Raw genomic sequence first — 18763 nt, 5'->3', positions numbered from 1 at the left:
CAGACCACTATCCTAAAACGATTTTCTATCGAAACTTAGACAGTATCGTTAGGCGAAGAGCACCACACATAGCATTAGATAAGCCACAGTATTTGTACAATGCAATTACAGATGCGGAAAAAATTATTGATAATGATAGGCGGTTGATCGAAACAAAATTGCTCAGCTGCGCCTTTCATCGTTATGTCCAGTCGACGGTGCGCTACCTGTCTCATTGTGAGCCAAAAGAGAATGAAACGCGCTGTGGTGCCTTTAGCGATGAAGTTGATTGTTTTTTACGTGTTTTCGCCAATTCATTGAAGCGGTTGGAGTCACAGCATAGTGATACCGACGGCAAACGTCAGTTCGAAGAGCTGCACTCGTTGCGAGAGTATTGCAACTTAGTTGCGGAGAAAGAGGCGTATCAATTATTGCAGTCTCATTTTGGGCAAAATCCGAGCAATCAAAACTGTTTGTTGTTGCTGGTCAATCGCCTGCATTATGACCGAATCAATCATGGCTATCGCTCTATTGCAGATACTGATGGCATCAATGAATACTTTATATACCGCTTCAAAGGCCTGCGCCGTTTTGCAGAACAACCATTAAACATGACCAACCTAACGGCTAAGGTAGGCGAGTACCGACAGCAATTAATATATGGTTTGGCAGCGGGCTTGGCGATGACCTTTGCGACGACCATCGCGTTCTACACTCAACAGAAATATGGTGATTTCAGTCAGGCTTTCTTCGTTGCACTGGTTGTTTCCTATGTGTTCAAAGATCGATTAAAGGAGCTGACACGAAGCTATGCCCACAGTAATTTGATGTATCGAATTGGTGATTATCGAACCAAGTTGCTGCGAGGTGGTCGGGGGGCGGTAGTGGGTGAGAGCCGGCAATCGGCTCGCTTTATCGCGAGAGAAAAATGCGAGAGCGAGGTACTCGATATGGCAAAGAGAAGTCGTATCGGAGATATGGCTGACTATGGGTTAGAGCATAATATTATGCACTACAAACGAAAAATTTCAGTCAATAATCAGTTCTTTCGTTCAGGATTTTTATTGCAATTGCCAAGGCAGTTGGTCGATATTAATATTTTTAATATCGAAAAATTCCTCAGGAATATTGTTCCCAGCGATGACAATATTTGGGCGATGGGCCGCCTGACACCAGTAAAAATACGTTCTCAGCGCGTTCACCATGTCATTCTTGTTGTCAAAATGAAAAACAAAACGAGCAGTAGCTTGAAATCTTGGTGCGTGGTGCTCGGCCAGCGTGGAATAAAACGTATTGTTGAGCGTGAAAAGGAGCAGGCCGTCGATGTGCTTTGGCAGCGCAGCAATGACAAAGTGCAGTATGAATCATTATTGGTTAAGCAGATGGAAGACTATCAAAACAGTGCCAGTGGCGATAGCTTTGAAGCGCTGCTGCAGTCTGGTGAGATCAAACAAAGCAACAGCTCACTAGCGGAGCGGGTCGGCGATGACAGTCAGGACTAAGCACCCTGCTCAAGGGTTCGTAGCTCGTTCTCGATTAGCTTTGTAAGCCAAAGATGATAAGGGTTTTGGCGGTTGCGGTAGTGGTAAAAAACGGCAAATTGACTGGGTATATCTTCCATATTAATTTCTTTTGAAATCTTAAGTTTGCGCAGTCCCTTGGTGTCCTCAGGGCTGATGAGGCTGGATGCAGGGAGTAATAAATCGCTGTGAGCAAGAATGTCGAAGGCGACTTTGGGGACTTCTGTGCGCAATTTTATCGTCGGCGTAATGCCATATCGTGACAGGACGACTTCGGCGAGAGGGTATGCTTGGTTCCAGCCTGGAATAATAATAGTGGCCAGTGGGTAGTTGATGAAATCTTGAGGCGATATGTAAGGGCCTTTTAGCGGGTGGTCCTCGGCCACATAAATACAGAAATTATCGTTGCCAACAGGCTTCTGGATAATCTCTTTGGAAATGTCGATGGGAAAGTAATTGATGCCGCAGGTGGCCTCGTTCTTCATCAACAGTTCCGGCGTTTGATTATTCCAGCTGAGGAAATTGACACACAACTTGGGCGCCTGCTTCTGAATCTCTTCAAATAATGTATTGGCCATAGCAATGCTTAGCAGTGGGTGGATTGCTATTTTTAGCGTTCCCGTTAACTCGCTGGGGTTGAAGTCATTATGGTAATTAACGATATCAGACAGACTGTTGAGAATGGGGGGGAGGGTCTGCATCAATTGCTCCCCCTTGCCTGTCGGCTTCATACCGTTGAGGCTTTTGACAAAGAGTTCATCGCCAAAGTGGTTTCTTAATTTCTGAAGAGAGCGGCTGATTGCGGGTTGGCTGACATGCAGCCGTTCTGCTGTTTTTCGTGTATTGAGTTCCTGTGAGAGGATTAAAAAAACGCGCAGTAAATTGAGATCAAGGCTGGTAAAAAGGTCTTTAGTTTTGTTGTTTTTTTTCATTGTTGAATCTTCCGTTGATAACCAGCGTTAATAATCTTTCAAGGTTACTCGAAATTATCTGCGATAGTATACGTATAAGTACGTTAGTCTGCTTGTTTAATACTAGTATATACAGTGACTAATACATTTCAGTTGATTATGACTTTCATGCATGAGTGGTATGTCCACAAGTAGTTTGTGGGTATTTGTGCTGAGACATATCATCGATACAGATCTTTTATTGGCGGGGAGAGTTTTGTCTATGCAGGCTAAGCAAAAAAGTTTACTGGCGACGATAATGACGCGACTGATGTTTGTCGTATTATTTGTTGCTCTGTCGTGGTTTTTTAGCCAAGGCGCACATATTCATGGCGTCGAATTGGCACCTGAGTATTTCTCGGGCCCGATGCCCAGTATTTTGGGGTTGTTGAACTCTGAATTGTTTATGGGGGTCATCAGCGTCGTCACTCTGTTTATTATTATTTATGTGATAAAGCTGCTGTGGGATTTGCATGAGGTCGCCACTCACAAGGCGATGGCCGCTGAGTCGGCGCAAACCACCTTGGTCTTTGCCCTGTCGTTGTGTGGATTATTTATCAACAAAACATGGTGGGTGTTGGCGATTGTCATTGCTTTCACACGCTGGGATATTATATCGCAACAAATCAGTGACATGATTTCACAGGGTATTCGCAAGGGCAACAACAACGATGAGGTGAGCAAATGAAAGAAATTATGATTCCCTATATTCTCATTATTTGGCTGTTGGTTAAGTTTGGTGTCATTAAGTGGAATATGAAGTCAGGCTTCTGGTCGGTGGCCATTGGTGTCTTCTTGTCGTTTATGCTGTTTACCAGCCATCGCTTCTATTCCCCCGCTGACTTGAGCAACTCAACGACGGTAAAGGCACCGCATGCGGTTTTATCCCCGGCTTTCTTGCAAGAGATTGACAATGTTTACGTTAATCACAACCAAGAGGTAAAGAAGGGCGAGTTGATCTACACCCTGGTCGATGTCGACAGCCAGGGTAAGATTGACTCTATCGATGCCAAGATCTTCGCCAATCAACAATCTATTTTGTCGTTAGAAACGAAGATGTCGAATAACCAGTTAAACTTCCAGCGTCAGACCGAGCTCGATCAGTTCTCCAGCCAAAAAGAGCGTGATGATCTCGGGGCCGAGGTCGAGCAAAACGAGGCCGATATCGCCAAGTTGCATGCGGATATATCTGCCCTGCAGGCGGATAAGGATGTGGCTGTGTGGGAGAGTAGCAGGCGGGAAATCAGAGCGCCGTTTGACGGTCAAATCTCAATTGTTAATATTGCCAAGGGTACCCGGGTGGGTAATATGCAGATCTACGATACCAGTAAGAAATTTGTAGAAATGCGTATTCCTGATCAGGCCTATAACTATATTGAGGTAGGGCAGTTTGCTGAATTCTACGTCGATGCTTATCCCGGTCATGTATTTCGCGGCAAGGTGCATTCGTTGACTACCGGTACCGGTGAAGCACAGGTTAGAAGGCTTGCCGGTGAGCAGCAGGTCAGGCAGCATGTTGGTCAAAATATGGGCTCGCATGGCCGTACAATAGTGCTGGAATTTGAGGAACCCGAGGGGATGACCGTGCCTATCGGCGCCACGGGCGCGGGTTGGGTATCTGCGACAAAGCCCCATCCATTGTTTGGCTTTATCGATATCATTGGCGCAGCCACGGTACGGCTAACCTCTATGAAGGCATATCTAAACGCACTTTAGCGGCAGAGATCAGTCAGTGTTTGGCTGAGTATGTTAAGAGTGATTGGCTTGGCGAGGTGTCCGTTCATTCCCGAGTCGTAGCACTTCTCTAACTGCTCGGACAATACATGGGCACTGAGGGCGTAAATACTGGTGGCGGGAGACTGATTGAGCGTCTCCCAGTCTCTGATTTTCTTACTGGCGGTATAGCCGTCGACAATCGGCATGTCGCAGTCCATCAACACCAGGTCATATCGTTGCTGCTGGTGGCAAATTAGATCGATTGCTTGCTGTCCATCGATGGCTGTGTCACAGATGACGTTCAGCTGTTTTAATAGGCCTTCCGCCACCAATCTGTTCACCTTATTATCTTCTACGACTAATACCCGTAGTGATTGCTTAAAATCAAGAATAATATTTTTATTACTCGATCTTGGTGCTAAATCAATTTGCAGAGGCAGGATAAAAGAAACCGTGGTGCCGGTTTCTTTGTCGCTCTTGAGGTGTATTTCTCCGTCCATCAATTCGACTAAATTTTGGCAAATGGTTAGCCCTAAACCGGTGCCGCCTAAGTTGTGGCCGCCATCTATTTGGCTGAAGGCTTGAAATAGTCGCGCCTGATTGTTCGGGCTGATACCGATGCCGGTGTCCCGGATTGCGAACTCTACATAGGCGATCCCTGCTTTGCTATATAGACATCGAACCGATAGCATTACTTCGCCCTGGTGAGTGAATTTAACCGCATTGCTGAGTAGGTTGGTGATGATTTGTTGGATGCGAATTTTATCGCCGATTAAAAATAGCGGGCAGTTGACTGCGATGCTGGACAACAGCTCGATATCGTTATTCTTGGTAATAAGAAAGGGGGATAGTGATTCACTGATGAGCTGTTTGAGGTTAAATGATTTTCGCTCAATGTTGAATTTCCCGGCCTCAATTTTAGATAAATCGAGAATGTCGTTAAGTACTGTCAGCAGTAATTTACTCGAGCCCTGAATAATACTTAAATATTGTCGCTGCTCCTCATCGAGTACAGTTTCTTCTAGCATTTCAGACATACCTAACACGCCGTTCATAGGGGTGCGAATCTCGTGACTCATATTGGCTAGAAATTGGCTTTTGGCCATGTTGGCGGCTTCAGCCGTCTCTTTAGCGGAGGCCAGTTCGCAGGTGCGGCGTTCAACCCGGTGTTCGATATGTTCAATATAACGCCGGCTTTTAACCCGATAAATAATTAACGGGTAGAATGCCAGCAAGGTAGTAATCGCACTGAGGATGGCAAATACATGTATATGCTGGAATGGCGGAGACGTCGCCTTTGCAACCAAGATACGCCATTGGCGCTGAGAGAACTGAAAGTCCTGTTGCCACGACAAACTATGATTTACCCGGTCGCGGTTGGCAAAGAGTAATTGTTGCTCGGGCTTGGCGTCGAGGTCGATTAGCTGAATGATTAAGGCAGAGGTATCAAAATCTGACGTTGCGTTTTTGATGGCGTCGCCAATTCTTAACACTTCGACGGCAACGCCTTTTGGGGTGGCGCTAAGACTGCTGCCGTTGGCCGCGGGATAGAAGACCGGGCTTAATATCAAGACGCCAAACTGCTCATCGCTATTTTGCACGAGTTTTATGCGGGTGGTGCTGACGGTTTGGCCGCTGTTGAAGGCGAGCTCGATTGCCGATAGGCGATTTTTCTGGGACGCTATATCATAGCCAAGGGCGGGCTTGTTTTCGGCTAGAGGTTCGATGTAAAGCACAGGCACATGCTGTTGGCTGGTAGGGGCAGAGATTAAGTCTCCCTGATGGTTGCGCGCGGTAATATCGAAATCGTCGTGGCCGTCCTCGCGCGCGTTTTCAATAAATACCTCACGCTCTTCTCCCGCTACAACAGGATTCCACGACAGTGCTTTTATCCCATGATAGCGCGCCAGTGTTGCCAGCCCAAAGCGAGAAAATTCCTCTCGGCTCACGTGTTGAGAGTTACTGATGTAATCGGAAACTGAATATAATGCGTCGAGGTTACGTTGGAATTGATAGCTGATCGCGTTATAGATATTGACTGATTGGCGGTTGAAATTTTGTTCTTCTTGATAGTGTTCAATTCTGGCGATAAAGGCAAAGATGACGGCCGCAGTCATGACTGCGATCAGCATGATATACAGGTCAGACTTAATCAGTTTGCTTGTCAGCGGTTGCTGTATTGTGTCGTCATCATCTGACTGCATATTCACTATGCTAAATGCCTTTTTTACTATCGCATTAGCTCAGTATAGCGGGTGCAAAATAACTGTTGTTTTATTCGAAGAAAGTCATTGTAGAGAAAACACCGGAGGGGGGGATAGGGGGGGGGAGGCGAGCTCTGTCGCCTCTCCCCTAAAAACAACGGGTTTAGTTGTTGCTGTGAAGCTCAGCATTTAATGCGATTGCTGATTTGTTGCTCAGTACTTCGAGAGCGCCTGAGATTGAGTTGCGACGGAACAGCAGATCAGATTTACCGGCGAGATCACGTGCCTTGACGACTTCAACCACATTGCGATCCTCATCGAGCAGGTTGAGCTTTGAGCCTGCGGTGATATAGAGGCCCGCTTCCACGGTGCAGCGGTCGCCCAGCGGTAAGCCGATACCAGCATTGGCACCGATTAGGCATTCTTCACCAACGCTGATGACCACTGAGTTGCCGCCAGAGAGGGTGCCCATGGTTGAACAGCCACCGCCAAGGTCAGACCCTTTGCCGACAAAAACGCCGGCAGAGATGCGACCTTCAATCATACCGGGACCCTCTGTGCCCGCATTAAAGTTGACAAAACCCTCGTGCATAATGGTGGTACCCTCGCCGAGATAAGCACCTAGGCGGACGCGAGAGGCGTCGCCAACACGGGTGCCGGCAGGGACAACATAGTTAAGCATCTTAGGGAATTTATCGACGGACAATACATCGATGATTTCACCGTTGCAGCGTGCCTTGAGTTGAGCATCGTCAAGCTCAGCAAGATCAATGGCGCCTTTGTTTGTCCAGGCGACGTTAGGCAATACACCAAACATACCGGTGAGGTTGACGCCGTGTGGCTTGACCAGAGTATGGGACAGTAGGTGCAGCTTGAGGTAGCACTCGGCTACAGTTTCCGGTGCTGCATCACTGGCTAAGATGGTAATAACTGCAGGCTGGTTGCCTTCTGCCAGTGTCGCAGCGATTTTAGCCTGTGATTTTTCTTCGGCATCAAACAATAGGCCGGCCAGCTTTTGCAGCTGAGCCTTGGCGACGGTAATGGCTTGGTTGCCGCCTTCGTAGCCCACGGCTTCAGCGATAAGGCCGACGAGCTGCTCGCTGGGCTGAAGTAGCGGTTGGGCGTAAAACACTTCTAACCACTCGCCTTTATTGTTCTGGGTGCCGACACCGAGGCCGAGGCTGAATACTGAATTTGTCATGGGTGAGTCCTGGTGAAATAGTTAATCGAGTGATAAAAAGCGTTGCTGAAAGTCAGCTTCTTTGAAGCCAACGCTGACCACGCCGGTGTCATCGATAACAACAGGGCGTTTGATCAGTGTTGGATTGGCCAGCATCAGTGCTTTTGCGCTGTCGCCATCAAGGCTCTGCTTGGCGTCATCGCCGAGCTGTTTCCACGTGGTAGAGCGCTTGTTGACCAGTGTTTCATAGCCGATAGCGTCAATCCATTGCTGGAGTTGATTCTCTGTCAGTCCGTCATTTCTGAAATCGTGATAGCTGTGATCTAGGCTGTTGCTATCAAACCATTTTCTGGCTTTTTTGACGGTGTCGCAGTTGTTGATACCGAACAGTATTGTCATAGTCATCGTCGCGGTCATTTAAAAAGGGCAAGCATAGCGTTAGAGGCTATTGTTGATCAAGGCTTTAACACTTTTTTGGGGTGTTTACGCTGCGGGTAACAGGTGCTACAGATTTCACAGATTCGGCCGTCACAGCCACGGGCTGAGCAAAATTCGCGGGCATAATAGATGATTTGCAGGTGAAGCTGGTTCCAGCTTTCTTTAGGAAACAGGCGCTTAAGGTCTTTTTCAGTTTGTTGGACATTTTTGCCATTGGTCAGCCCCCAGCGCTGGGCCAGCCGATGGATGTGGGTATCGACAGCAAAGGCGGGGATATCGAAAGCCTGCGACATGACGACGCTGGCGGTTTTGTGGCCTACTCCGGGGAGCTCTTCCAGTGCTGCCATATCTGCCGGTACCTCGCCATCGTATTGATCGACCAGCATCTGTGACAGTACCGATATTGCCTTTGATTTTTGCGGAGATAGCCCACAGGGACGAATAATAGCCTTGATTTCTTCGACGGGAACCTTGGCCATATCGAAGGGGTTGTCGGCACGGTCGAATAGCGCCGGTGTGACCAGGTTGACTCGTGCATCGGTGCACTGTGCCGATAATAAAACCGCGACTAACAAGGTGTAAGGATCTTTGTGGTCGAGGGGGACAGGCGGATTGGGATAGAGGCTTTGTAGTCGCCGCAAGATATAATTGACCCGCTCACCCTTAAGCATATTTTTTTTGGCGCAGGTCATGGCTGCTGTCGCCGCGTGAGAAAAGCTTTGATGCGTTGTGCCGCCTCTATACATTGCGCCAGCTCCGCCACCAGCGCCATTCTTACTCTGCCTGCGCCAGGGTTGACACCATTGGCTTCACGGCCTAAGAAGCTGCCGGGTAGCGCGGTGATGTTTTGCTCGGCAAACAGCTGCTGGGCAAATTCGCTGTCGCTGCCATCGACGTTGAGCCAGAGATAGAAGCCAGCCTCAGGCTGCTCGATATCGATGACGTCTTGCAGAATATCGATGACCGCGTCAAATTTTTGGCGATAGTAATCGCGGTTCAGTTTGACATGGGTTTCGTCTCCCCATGCTTGAATGCTGGCGTGTTGGTGATGCAGCGGCATGGCACAACCATGGTAGGTGCGGTAGAGCAGAAATGGTTGGATGATGTCGGCATCACCGGCTACGAAACCCGAACGTAGACCGGGCAGGTTCGAACGTTTGGACAGCGAGTGAAAGACAACGCAGCGCTTAAAATCGTTACGATCTAATTCGGCGCAGGCCTGCAATAAACCCATAGGGGGTTGCTGCTCGTCGAAGTAGAGTTCTGAATAGCATTCGTCGCTGGCGATGATGAAATCATACTGATCGGCTAGTACGATAAGCTTTTTAAGCGTCTCTGCATCAGTGACTGCTCCTGTTGGGTTGCCCGGGCTGCACAGAAACAACAGCTGTGTTCGCTGCCATACGTCGGCGGGGATTGTATCGTAGTCTGGTTGAAAATTATTGCTGGCAAGGCAGTTGAGGTAATAGGGTTCTGCCCCGGCCAGCGTCGCCGCGCCTTCGTAAATCTGGTAGAAAGGATTGGGCATCAGTACTAAAGGTTTGTCGGCTCTGTTGACGACGGCCTGTGTCAAGGCAAAAAGTGCTTCACGGGTGCCATTGACCGGCAATACATGAGATTGCGCAGTCAGAGATTGCGGTGCTAATTGAAAGCGGCTTGTGGCCCAGTCAGCGATGGCCTGGCGCAGTGGTAAAATACCGGCAGTCGTCGGGTAGCCAGATATTTTATCGAGATTGTTAGTCAGGTTTTCAAGCACAAATTGAGGTGGCGCATGCTTTGGCTCGCCGATCGACAGGGCTATGTGCTCAAGATGATTCGGTGCCGTTACCTGGGCTTTGAGCGCAGCCAATTTTTCGAAGGGGTAGCGGTGCAGATGTTGTAAGTCGTTATTCATAGCAGTTTAGTATCGATGGTTAAATTATTGATCGTTGACATTCTGGTCGAGCTGAAGGCGCAGTTGCTGGCAAATTCTCTCGCTGACATCGGCATCTTCTATCGCTTTGCCATTGTTGTCAGTGATAAAGAATACATCCTCTACTCGCTCACCGAGCGTCGATATCTTGGCGTTTTGCAACATCAATTGGTTCTCGGCAAAAATTAAACCGACCAGAGCCAGTAACCCAGGTCTGTCTGGTGTTATCACTTCGATAATGGTCTGTTCTTTTTGTGTGTCGGTAATGATGGTGACATTGGTTGGGTTGTTGAAGTGCTTCAATTGACGCGGGATAAAGCGCGACACGTTATCGATTACCTGCTGTTGCGTGCTGAGGTATTCGTTGAGTTTTTTGCGGATGGTTTTGAGACGTTGAGGCGAGGTGCCGATGGCTTCCCCGTTGGCGTCAAGAACGATAAAGGTGTCCATACACAGGCCTGATTCTGTGGTAATGATACGGGCATCTTGAATGCTGAGGTTGAGCTGCTCGAAACAGGCGGCGACATTGGCGAACAGGTACTTATGTTCTGTGGTGCGAATAAAAATGTGGGTGGCTCCCTCGTAAAGTTTATCGAGGGTGTCTTCAATCAAAATCAGCGGTTTAGTGCTATCGCCATGGCCGGCGGTTGCCTCGGTATGCCAGGCAATTTCGCGCGGTGAGTGACGCAGAAAATACTCGTCACCGGGGTTGTCCCAGAAGTTTAGAACGTCTTCAGCATCAAAGCCCTTGTCTTCTAATAGCCGGATGGCCCGCTCTTTAATGTCGGCAACCAATTCTTCTTTGTCGACGTGGTTTTCTAGGCCGCGTCGCAACGCGCGCTTGGTCTCTAAATATAATTGACGCATCAGCGCTGCTCGCCAACTTGTCCACAGTGTTGGATTGGTGGCGTTGATATCGGCGACTGTCAGAGCGTAGAGATAATCGAGGTGGCGTTGATCGCCGACCAGGTTGGCAAAGTCGCGGATGACTTCGGGGTCGGAAATGTCTTTGCGTTGGGCAATACTCGACATGGTGAGATGATGCTTGACCATCCAGACGACGAGGTTGGTATCAGATTTGCTATAGCCGTGGTTGATGCAAAATTGTCTGGCGTCCTCCTGGCCGAGTTCGCTGTGATCGCCACCGCGACCCTTGGCAATATCATGATAGAGACCGGCGGTATAGAGCAGCTCAACCTTGTCCATTCTGTTGTGGATAGAGGAGGCGAGGGGAAACTTCTCGCGATACTCATCATAGCCAAAATGCCGCATATTGCGCACTACTTGAATGGTGTGGGCGTCAACGGTGTAAATATGAAAGAGGTCGTGCTGCATCTGGCCGATAATTTTGCCAAATTCTGGCAGGTAGTTGCCGAGGATGCCGTAGCGTTTCATTCGGTGTAGTGAGGTGGCCAGCAAGTGATTGCCGCGCAGTAATTCGGCAAATAGTTGTCGGTTCTTAGGGTTCTCGCGAAAGGCGTCATCAATCAGGTGACGGCCATCGCGTATCAATCGAATAGTCGCTGCTCTTACGCCTTCGATGTGGGGGTTGTTGGCGAGCAGTACGAACACCTCAAGCAGGGCCGAGGGGTGTTTTTGAAAAACAGTTTCGTTAGCCGCTTCAATGAGATTGTTGCGAATGCGGAAGCGGGTGTTGATCTCCATTACTTCTTCGGGCTCGCAGGCCTGAATAATTGCCTCGTTGAAGTGCTGAATAATTAGATCGTTGAGCTCCGATAGCGCAATAGCCCAACGGTAAAAGCGTTGCATAAATTGCTCAATGTTATGGCGCTCGTCGCCGTCGGTAAAACCAAAGATTTCGGAAAGCTGGCGCTGATAGTCGAACAGCAGCCTATCTTCAGCTCGGTTGGCCACCATGTGAAGTGCCCAGCGGACCTGCCACATAAAATTGCGACCATCTTCAATTATTTTGAATTCTTCATCGGTGAGGAATTGATTGCTGACCAATTGCGAGCGATCGCTGGTGGCAAAGTGGCGTTTGGTCACCCAGTCGATGACCTGTATATCGCGCAAGCCCCCCGGTGATGACTTCACATTGGGCTCAAGATTGTATTCGGTGTTGGCAAACTTATCGTGTCGATTTTGCTGCTCCTGGCATTTGGCCTGGAAGAACTCCCGACTGTCCCAGACGTTGCTCGGATCTGTGGCTTGTTTCATTTGCTCGTGCAGTTCGCAATTGCCACTGAGTACTCGAGATTCCATCAGCGCGGTGGCAATGGTGATATCTTTACTGGCCTCGGCCACGCACTCGTCGCTGGTGCGAACACTGTGACCGATATCCAGACCGAGATCCCACAGCAGGGTGATAAACTTTTCCAGTGATGCCTGAGCTTCGGCGTCGGGCTCGGTTTTTAGTAGCACCAGAATGTCGATATCGGAGAAGGGGTGAAGTTCCCCGCGGCCGTAGCCGCCAACAGCCACTAGGGTCATCTGTTGGCCGAGTAGTTGACAGTTTTTCCAGCAGAGGTCGATAATAGCGTCAATGAGTACGGCGCGTTCTCTTACCAACTCGGTGACGTTTCTACCCTCTAAAAATTGCTGGTTGAGTAACTCGGAGCCTTCTTTTATCGCGGCCTTCAGCGGCAGCTGAGGCGTTGGATTGTCGATGAGTTGCTCGGTGACTTGGTAGATATCTATTAACGTGGTCGTCATATCGCCGTCATTATTTATGTTTGGGAGGGGCTGGCTAATTTGCTGGCCGATTGCCCAGCGCAAAGGCTGGGCGGATGTCGAGTGCTAGTCTTTGCGGAAGATGGCGCAGCCACTAAAGGCCTCCAGCTCTTCTTGGCGGGCGGTGAGAATCTCACAGCCGTCGGCGGTGACCACAATGGTGTGTTCCCACTGGGCGGACGGCTTTCCGTCTTTGGTTGTGACGGTCCAGCCGTCTTTGTTGTTAAGTTTGGTGTGGCGCTTGCCAGCATTGAGCATCGGCTCGATGGTAAAGGTCATTCCCTCTTTTAGCGCCAAGCCCTGTCCGGCTACACCGTAGTGTAAGACCTGAGGCTCCTCATGGAATACTTCGCCAATACCGTGGCCGCAGTACTCCTGAACAATGCTATAGCTGACACCATTGGCGTCTTTCTTCTCGGCATGTTTTTGAATAATTGCGCCGATGTCGCCAAGCGTGGTGCCGGGCTTGACAATCTCAAGTGCTTTATACAGGCAGAATTGTGAGCGCTCGGCCAATTTTTTCATATAGTTCGGTACATTACCGAGATAGAACATCTTGCTGGTGTCGCCGTGGAAACCATCTTTGATCACGGTAATGTCGATGTTGAGAATGTCACCCTCTTTCAGTTTTTTGCTGTCGGAGGGAATGCCGTGGCAGATCACATGGTTGATTGAGGTGCAAATAGATTTGGGAAAGCCATGGTAGTTGAGCGGTGCGGGAATGGCATCGCGCTCCTTGGTAATGTATTCATGACAGATGCGATCGAGTTCGCCGGTGGTGACGCCGACCTTGACATAGGGTTCGATCATTTCAAGGACATCGGCAGCGAGCTTGCCGGCTACACGCATTTTTTGGATTTGTTCGGGGGTTTTGATGCTAACAGTCATATGTGGTTCCAATGAATTCCCTCGGCAATCTGCCGATAATACTGGTCTTTAGTCGTTGGCCTGTTGCGTTGTATGGAGGCGGCGAAGAATGCTTGAGGCCGTCCGGCAGAGGCTGTGACAGAAATACGAATGGCGGCATTGTACCCTATTTTTTAGCGAAAAAGGCGAAAGTTGATAAAAACAGTCAGGTACTGTGTGGGCTGTGGCAGCGATTTTGCCTTTCAGTTTTGCCGCCGCTGTGGTATAAAGCGCACGCCGTCATTGAACGGTAAACGTCACACACGTGTCGTCACATTCTTTTTGGGTGCCCGTAAGGGTTTAAAGATGGGGCACGTGGAGGAATAACCCGTAATATATATTAGGTAAAACTATGGCTACTACTATTAGCATGCGCGCTTTGCTTCAATCTGGCGCACACTTCGGTCACCAGACCCGTTACTGGAACCCAAAGATGGGTAAATACATCTTTGGCGCACGTAACAAGATTCATATCATTAACCTAGAGCACACTGTTCCTGCTTTCAACGAAGCCCTTGCGCTGGTTGAAAACTTGGCTTCTAACGGCAATAAAGTATTGTTCGTTGGTACTAAGCGTGCAGCGGGCAAGGCTATCCGTGAAGAAGCTTCTCGCGTTAGCATGCCTTTCGTTAGTCATCGTTGGTTGGGTGGTATGCTGACTAACTACAAGACTATTCGTCAGTCTATCCGTCGTCTTCGTGAATTCGAAGCTCAGGCGCAGGATGGTACTTTCGACAAGTTGACTAAGAAAGAAGCTCTGATGCGTACTCGCTTGATGGATAAGCTTGAGCGTTCTATCGGTGGTATCAAGGATATGGGCGGTCTACCTGACGCACTTTTTGTTGTCGATGTTGATCACGAGCGTATCGCGATTGCTGAAGCTAACAAATTGAACATCCCAGTTATCGGTATCGTTGATACTAACTCAAACCCAGATGGCGTTGATTACGTTATCCCTGCAAACGATGATGCTATCCGCGCTGTCCGTTTGTACGTGAAAACTATTGCCGATGCAGTGACTGCAGGCAAGGGTGAGAGCGAAGCTGGCGAAGCCGCTAAGAACGAATTCGTAGAAGAAACTTCTAGCGAAGAAAAAGCAGGCTAATAAGGCTTGCCCTTATTAATTTGCGACTAAGAAGGGGGGCTTAGCCCCCCTTTTTGAATCGAATACTTGGCTTTCGCCCCAGTGAATAGTGGGCGGGAGTATTAAAACTCTTTATCGAGGATAGGTTGATGGCAGCAATTTCTGCAGCAATGGTTAAAGAACTTCGTGAGCGTACTGGTCTGGGCTTACTAGACTGTAAAAAGGCGCTTAAAGAAACAGGTGGTGATATCGAGCAGGCGATTGAAAACCTGCGTAAGTCTAGCGGCATGAAAGCGGCTAAGAAAGCTGGTCGTACTGCGGCTGATGGTGTGGTTGCTATCCGTGTTGCTGACGATGCAAGCTACGGTCAGGTAATCGAAGTGAACAGCGAGACAGATTTTGTTGCTCGTGATGATAGCTTCCTGGCTTTCGTGGATACTGTTGCTGATAAGGCATTTGCTGAGAAGCAAGTTGATGTTGCTGCTATCATGGCGGGCGACCTTGAGGCTGCTCGTGAGGCTTTGGTTCAGAAGATTGGCGAGAACATTGGTGTTCGTCGCGCCGCTGACTCTTCCGGTGATGTTGTTGGTGGCTATGTTCACTCAACTAACAAGATTGCAGCATTGGTTACCTTGAAAGGTGGTGATGTTGAGCTGGCGAAAGATATCGCGATGCATGTTGCCGCTGTTAATCCTCAGTTTGTATCTCCTGCCGATGTGTCGCAGGACGTTATCGACAAGGAATCTGACATCATCAAGGCTCAGCCTGATATGGAAGGCAAGCCAGAGAACATCGTCGAGAAAATGATTGGCGGTCGTATTAAGAAGTTCTTGGCTGAAATCAGCTTGACTGAGCAGGCGTTCGTTAAGAACCCTGAGTTCACCGTTGCTAAGCTTGCTGCTCAGGCCGGTGCTGAAGTTGTTGGTTTTGTCCGTTTTGAGGTTGGCGAGGGTATTGAGGTCGAAGAAGTCGATTTCGCTGCCGAGGTTGCTGAGCAGTTAGCAGCTTCTAAGTAAGACCTTCAATAGGCGGCTTAGCCGCCTATTTTTTTGTCTGTAAAAACCACATCATTAAAACCCAATATAGGAGTCGGTATGAGTCAAAGTCCGGTCGGAGATAGGAAATACAAACGTATTTTATTAAAGCTCAGTGGTGAGGCTTTAATGGGTGAGCAGGGGTTTGGTATTGATCCTGTTGTGCTCGATCGTATGGCCTTAGAAATAGGTCAGCTGGTAGGTATTGGGGTGCAGGTTGGTTTGGTGGTCGGCGGCGGTAATTTGTTCCGTGGTGCGGCGCTGAGTAAGGCTGGTTTGGATCGTGTTACCGGCGATCATATGGGCATGTTGGCGACGGTGATGAATGCTTTGGCGCTTCGCGATGCGCTTGAGCGTTCGAATATTTCTAGCCGTGTCATGTCTGCGATTCCGATGAGTGGTGTTGTTGAGCATTACGACCGCCGTACAGCGATGCGCTATATGGAGCAGGGTGATGTTGTCATTTTCTCTGCCGGTACCGGTAACCCATTTTTTACAACGGATTCAGCTGCTTGTTTGCGTGGCATCGAGGTGAATGCTGAGTTGGTGCTGAAGGCGACCAAGGTGGACGGGGTTTATTCTGCCGATCCTGTTAAGGATCCCTCGGCAACCAAGTATGACTGGCTGAGTTATGACGAAGTTATTGAGAACAAACTTGAGGTAATGGATCTAACGGCCATCGTGTTGTGTTCCGATCATAAAATGCCAATTCGAGTCTTTAAAATGGATAAATCCGGTGCGCTGCTAAATATTGTTGTTGGTGGTGAAGAGGGTACGTTGATCAGCGAGGAAAAATAGTCGTTATTGGGCTATAGGGGGTGGTGTATTCGCCCTCGCCTCGTTATTATTGATGCCATTAATTTGTTACAAGCTGTTTTAAAGGGGAAATTTTGTGATCGATGATCTCAAACAGGATGCTCAAGAGCGGATGGAAAAAAGCGTCACGGCGCTGGCATCGGCATTCAATAAGATTCGCACTGGTCGTGCACACCCGAGTATTCTCGATGGTATTACTGTGAACTATTACGGTGTGCCGACGCCGTTGTCGCAGGTGGCTAATATTTCCGTCGAAGATGCACGTACGCTGACGGTATCACCCTGGGAAAAGCCCATGGTAGTTGAGGTTGAAAAGGCTATCATGAAGTCTGATCTGGGTGTTAATCCGGCGACAAATGGTGATCTTATTCGCATTCCAATGCCAGCTTTGACAGAGGAGACGCGTAAGACTTATATCCGTCAGGCTCGTGCAGAAGCTGAAAACGCACGTGTCTCTGTGCGCAGTATTCGTCGTGATGTTCTCAATGATGTTAAAGAATTGCTCAAAGAGAAAGAAATCACCGAGGATCAGGATCGTAAGATTCAAGACGATGTTCAGAAAATTACCGACGGTTTTGTTGGTCGTGTTGACAAGGCATTGGCTGAGAAAGAAACTGCTTTAATGCAGATCTAACCAACGAATCGTTAAGACGCGTTGGCTGTAGAGTGTTGCCGCCATTAATCGATAGGTTAATGGCGGTTTTTGTATCTGAGTTGGAAGTTTAATTATGGCGGGCACTGTCGAGATATTATCGCCTGAGCAGGTGAAAAATGTGCCGAAGCACATCGCTATCATTATGGATGGCAATAATCGCTGGGCGAAGAAGCAGGGCATATTAAAGGCGGCAGCGGGTCATAAGGCCGGAGTTGAGGCTATACGCGGTGTACTAAATGCCTGTGATAAGTTTGATGTTGATGTACTGACCTTGTTTGCTTTTAGCAGTGAGAACTGGCTGCGACCCAAGCACGAAGTGTCAGCTCTGATGAGCCTTTTTTCGTCCTATTTGAAAAAAGAAGTACCTGAATTACATAAAAATAACGTACGTCTACGGGTGGTTGGTCGCCGGGATCGTTTTTCATCAAAGTTGTGCCAACAGATTGTCCAGGCGGAGCAGTTGACCGTCGATAACAGTGGTAGAACCCTGGTCATTGCCGCTGATTATGGTGGTAAGTGGGATGTGGCGTCGGCGGCCAAGAGTTTGGCAAAAGATGTCGAGGCCGGTCTGCTGTCCGCTGACAGTATCGATGAATCGATGCTGGCGCAGCGAATGAGTCTATCGGATTTGATAGCCCCGGACTTGTTGATTCGTACTGGCGGTGAAATGCGCATTAGTAATTATTTGTTGTGGCAGTGCGCCTATTCGGAATTTTATTTTACTGAAACCTATTGGCCTGATTTTGGTGAGCAAGCACTGCGTCAAGCAATTGCAGAGTTTGCGGGCAGGCAGCGTCGTTTTGGTAAGACTAGTGAACAAATTGAGCAGGAGGATGCGTGCTTAAGCAACGTATAATTAGTGCTGTAGTGATGGCGATATTGTTTGTGGGGGCGTTGTTTCTGCCCTCGGATTATCTGGCGCTGGTGTTTGCGGGGGTGGTGTTGATAGCGGCCTGGGAGTGGAGTGATTTATCTGGCTTCTCTTCGCAGTTGTTGCGTGGCCTCTATGTTGCTATTGCTGCGATGCTTATTTTTGTCTGCGCGCAATATGCCGAGCCGCAGCTGGGCTTGGCCTCAGAGCGCGGCCTACAGGTGCTATCTTGGGTGGTTGTTTTCTGGGCCTTGGCGCTACTATGGGTGCTGGGTTATCCGGCCAGTAAGGTAATCTGGGGGGCGAAGATTACTCGTGGCTTGATGGGGTTGGTCGTTGTGGTCGGTGGCTGGTTATCGCTGGCGATTTTAACCTATGAAACGCATTCCGTAGCGCTGACGCTGTATTTGATCGCGATGATTGCGGCGGCGGACACCGGGGCTTATTTCACGGGTAAGAAGTTTGGTCGCCACAAATTGGCGCCTGCTGTGAGTCCAGGTAAGACCCTGGAGGGCTTTGTTGGTGGTATGCTGTCGAGTGTGGCAATTGCTGCCATTGCCTATGGATTCGATGTGGTTGCAGGCATGTCTCTCGCTGTCTGGCTTATTTTGGCATTGGTATCGGCGCTGGCATCGGCTCTGGGGGATTTGCTGGAGAGTATGGTTAAGCGACACCGCGGCATTAAAGACAGCGGTAATATTTTACCCGGTCATGGTGGTATTGCGGATAGGATGGACGGTATCAGTGCAGGAGCGCCAGTGTTTGTGCTCGGTTTGATGTTGGTTTTGCAGCAGCTTGCAGTTTAAA

General features: G+C 48.9%; 17 protein-coding genes. 9 read left to right on the top strand and 8 right to left on the bottom strand.

Translation table 11 applies throughout. The annotated features are described in order from the left end of the window. The first annotated feature begins 143 nt into the window (after nucleotides 1-143). Nucleotides 144-1481 (top strand): hypothetical protein, encoded by a 1338-nt coding sequence (locus L9P87_RS04075; RefSeq protein WP_237443400.1) that lies wholly within the window; start codon nucleotides 144-146, stop codon nucleotides 1479-1481. Here L9P87_RS04075 and L9P87_RS04070 read toward each other — a convergent pair. Then, nucleotides 1478-2431, bottom strand: coding sequence for a LysR family transcriptional regulator (locus L9P87_RS04070; RefSeq protein ID WP_237443399.1), 954 nt, complete (start codon nucleotides 2429-2431; stop codon nucleotides 1478-1480). The genes L9P87_RS04075 and L9P87_RS04070 overlap by 4 nt on opposite strands. A gap of 241 nt (nucleotides 2432-2672) precedes the next feature. Here L9P87_RS04070 and L9P87_RS04065 point away from each other — a divergent pair, with 241 nt between their 5' ends. Together L9P87_RS04065 and L9P87_RS04060 are read left to right on the top strand one after the other, a co-directional pair. Further along, complete coding sequence (locus L9P87_RS04065; protein WP_237443398.1) at nucleotides 2673-3137, top strand: hypothetical protein; 465 nt, start codon at nucleotides 2673-2675, stop codon at nucleotides 3135-3137. Next, nucleotides 3134-4165 (top strand): HlyD family secretion protein, encoded by a 1032-nt coding sequence (locus L9P87_RS04060; RefSeq protein ID WP_237443397.1) that lies wholly within the window; start codon nucleotides 3134-3136, stop codon nucleotides 4163-4165. Before L9P87_RS04065 ends, L9P87_RS04060 begins: the two co-directional genes overlap by 4 nt. Here L9P87_RS04060 and L9P87_RS04055 read toward each other — a convergent pair. The 7 genes from L9P87_RS04055 to map form a co-directional block, all read right to left on the bottom strand. After that, on the bottom strand, nucleotides 4162-6369 hold the full coding sequence (locus L9P87_RS04055) for a CHASE domain-containing protein (RefSeq protein WP_237444368.1): 2208 nt from the start codon (nucleotides 6367-6369) through the stop codon (nucleotides 4162-4164). The genes L9P87_RS04060 and L9P87_RS04055 overlap by 4 nt on opposite strands. A 163-nt stretch (nucleotides 6370-6532) precedes the next feature. After that, on the bottom strand, nucleotides 6533-7570 hold the full coding sequence (gene dapD / locus L9P87_RS04050) for a 2,3,4,5-tetrahydropyridine-2,6-dicarboxylate N-succinyltransferase (RefSeq protein ID WP_237443396.1): 1038 nt from the start codon (nucleotides 7568-7570) through the stop codon (nucleotides 6533-6535). 21 nt (nucleotides 7571-7591) lie between these two features. Beyond that, nucleotides 7592-7954 carry an ArsC family reductase gene (locus tag L9P87_RS04045; protein ID WP_354001880.1) on the bottom strand — a complete coding sequence of 121 codons (363 nt, stop codon included), beginning with the start codon at nucleotides 7952-7954 and terminating at the stop codon, nucleotides 7592-7594. A gap of 50 nt (nucleotides 7955-8004) precedes the next feature. Continuing rightward, entirely contained in the window at nucleotides 8005-8679 is a 675-nt protein-coding gene (gene nth / locus L9P87_RS04040) for an endonuclease III (RefSeq protein WP_237443395.1), read from the bottom strand. Then, the gene (dapC, locus tag L9P87_RS04035) at nucleotides 8676-9881 is read right to left on the bottom strand and encodes a succinyldiaminopimelate transaminase (RefSeq protein ID WP_237443394.1); all 1206 of its coding nucleotides are present in this window, start codon (nucleotides 9879-9881) and stop codon (nucleotides 8676-8678) included. The genes nth and dapC overlap by 4 nt, the downstream gene beginning before the upstream one ends. A gap of 24 nt (nucleotides 9882-9905) precedes the next feature. Continuing rightward, on the bottom strand, nucleotides 9906-12572 hold the full coding sequence (glnD, locus tag L9P87_RS04030; protein ID WP_237443393.1) for a [protein-PII] uridylyltransferase: 2667 nt from the start codon (nucleotides 12570-12572) through the stop codon (nucleotides 9906-9908). An 84-nt stretch (nucleotides 12573-12656) separates the two neighbouring features. Then, a complete protein-coding gene (gene map / locus L9P87_RS04025) occupies nucleotides 12657-13478 on the bottom strand; it encodes a type I methionyl aminopeptidase (protein WP_237443392.1) in 822 nt (273 codons plus the stop codon). A gap of 370 nt (nucleotides 13479-13848) precedes the next feature. On the opposite strand from map, the gene rpsB reads away from it, so the two are divergent. The 6 genes from rpsB to L9P87_RS03995 all read left to right on the top strand — a co-directional run bounded on the left by rpsB (nucleotide 13849) and on the right by L9P87_RS03995 (nucleotide 18762). Next, nucleotides 13849-14601: a 30S ribosomal protein S2 gene (rpsB, locus tag L9P87_RS04020; protein ID WP_237443391.1), complete on the top strand. Its 753-nt coding sequence runs from the start codon at nucleotides 13849-13851 to the stop codon at nucleotides 14599-14601. Between the two features lie 128 nt (nucleotides 14602-14729). Continuing rightward, on the top strand, nucleotides 14730-15596 hold the full coding sequence (gene tsf / locus L9P87_RS04015; RefSeq protein WP_237443390.1) for a translation elongation factor Ts: 867 nt from the start codon (nucleotides 14730-14732) through the stop codon (nucleotides 15594-15596). Nucleotides 15597-15674: 78 nt separating this feature from the next. Next, nucleotides 15675-16412, top strand: a complete 738-nt coding sequence (gene pyrH / locus L9P87_RS04010) for a UMP kinase (RefSeq protein WP_237443389.1) — start codon at nucleotides 15675-15677, stop codon at nucleotides 16410-16412. A gap of 94 nt (nucleotides 16413-16506) precedes the next feature. Continuing rightward, nucleotides 16507-17064: a ribosome recycling factor gene (frr, locus tag L9P87_RS04005; protein WP_237443388.1), complete on the top strand. Its 558-nt coding sequence runs from the start codon at nucleotides 16507-16509 to the stop codon at nucleotides 17062-17064. Between the two features lie 94 nt (nucleotides 17065-17158). Next, entirely contained in the window at nucleotides 17159-17941 is a 783-nt protein-coding gene (gene uppS / locus L9P87_RS04000) for an undecaprenyl pyrophosphate synthase (protein WP_237443387.1), read from the top strand. Next, complete coding sequence (locus L9P87_RS03995) at nucleotides 17923-18762, top strand: phosphatidate cytidylyltransferase (RefSeq protein ID WP_237443386.1); 840 nt, start codon at nucleotides 17923-17925, stop codon at nucleotides 18760-18762. Before uppS ends, L9P87_RS03995 begins: the two co-directional genes overlap by 19 nt. Nucleotide 18763 lies beyond the last annotated feature (1 nt).

Origin of the sequence: Sinobacterium norvegicum (assembly GCF_923077115.1) — a bacterium.
GTDB lineage: Bacteria > Pseudomonadota > Gammaproteobacteria > Pseudomonadales > Sinobacteriaceae > Sinobacterium > Sinobacterium norvegicum.
The sequence above is the reverse complement of the archived record's forward strand: the minus strand, read 5'-3'. Positions and strand labels throughout refer to the sequence as shown.

Excerpts from the sequence above, each read along its gene's own strand:
- L9P87_RS04070 (WP_237443399.1), bottom strand. The coding sequence starts at position 2,431 with ATGAAAAAAAACAACAAAACTAAAGACCTTTTTACCAGCCTTGATCTC.
- dapC (WP_237443394.1), bottom strand. The coding sequence starts at position 9,881 with ATGAATAACGACTTACAACATCTGCACCGCTACCCCTTCGAAAAATTG.
- L9P87_RS04045 (WP_354001880.1), bottom strand. The coding sequence starts at position 7,954 with ATGACTATGACAATACTGTTCGGTATCAACAACTGCGACACCGTCAAA.
- dapD (WP_237443396.1), bottom strand. The coding sequence starts at position 7,570 with ATGACAAATTCAGTATTCAGCCTCGGCCTCGGTGTCGGCACCCAGAAC.
- uppS (WP_237443387.1), top strand. The coding sequence starts at position 17,159 with ATGGCGGGCACTGTCGAGATATTATCGCCTGAGCAGGTGAAAAATGTG.
- L9P87_RS04065 (WP_237443398.1), top strand. The coding sequence starts at position 2,673 with ATGCAGGCTAAGCAAAAAAGTTTACTGGCGACGATAATGACGCGACTG.
- tsf (WP_237443390.1), top strand. The coding sequence starts at position 14,730 with ATGGCAGCAATTTCTGCAGCAATGGTTAAAGAACTTCGTGAGCGTACT.
- glnD (WP_237443393.1), bottom strand. The coding sequence starts at position 12,572 with ATGACGACCACGTTAATAGATATCTACCAAGTCACCGAGCAACTCATC.
- map (WP_237443392.1), bottom strand. The coding sequence starts at position 13,478 with ATGACTGTTAGCATCAAAACCCCCGAACAAATCCAAAAAATGCGTGTA.
- L9P87_RS04055 (WP_237444368.1), bottom strand. The coding sequence starts at position 6,369 with ATGCAGTCAGATGATGACGACACAATACAGCAACCGCTGACAAGCAAA.
- L9P87_RS04060 (WP_237443397.1), top strand. The coding sequence starts at position 3,134 with ATGAAAGAAATTATGATTCCCTATATTCTCATTATTTGGCTGTTGGTT.
- nth (WP_237443395.1), bottom strand. The coding sequence starts at position 8,679 with ATGACCTGCGCCAAAAAAAATATGCTTAAGGGTGAGCGGGTCAATTAT.
- rpsB (WP_237443391.1), top strand. The coding sequence starts at position 13,849 with ATGGCTACTACTATTAGCATGCGCGCTTTGCTTCAATCTGGCGCACAC.
- pyrH (WP_237443389.1), top strand. The coding sequence starts at position 15,675 with ATGAGTCAAAGTCCGGTCGGAGATAGGAAATACAAACGTATTTTATTA.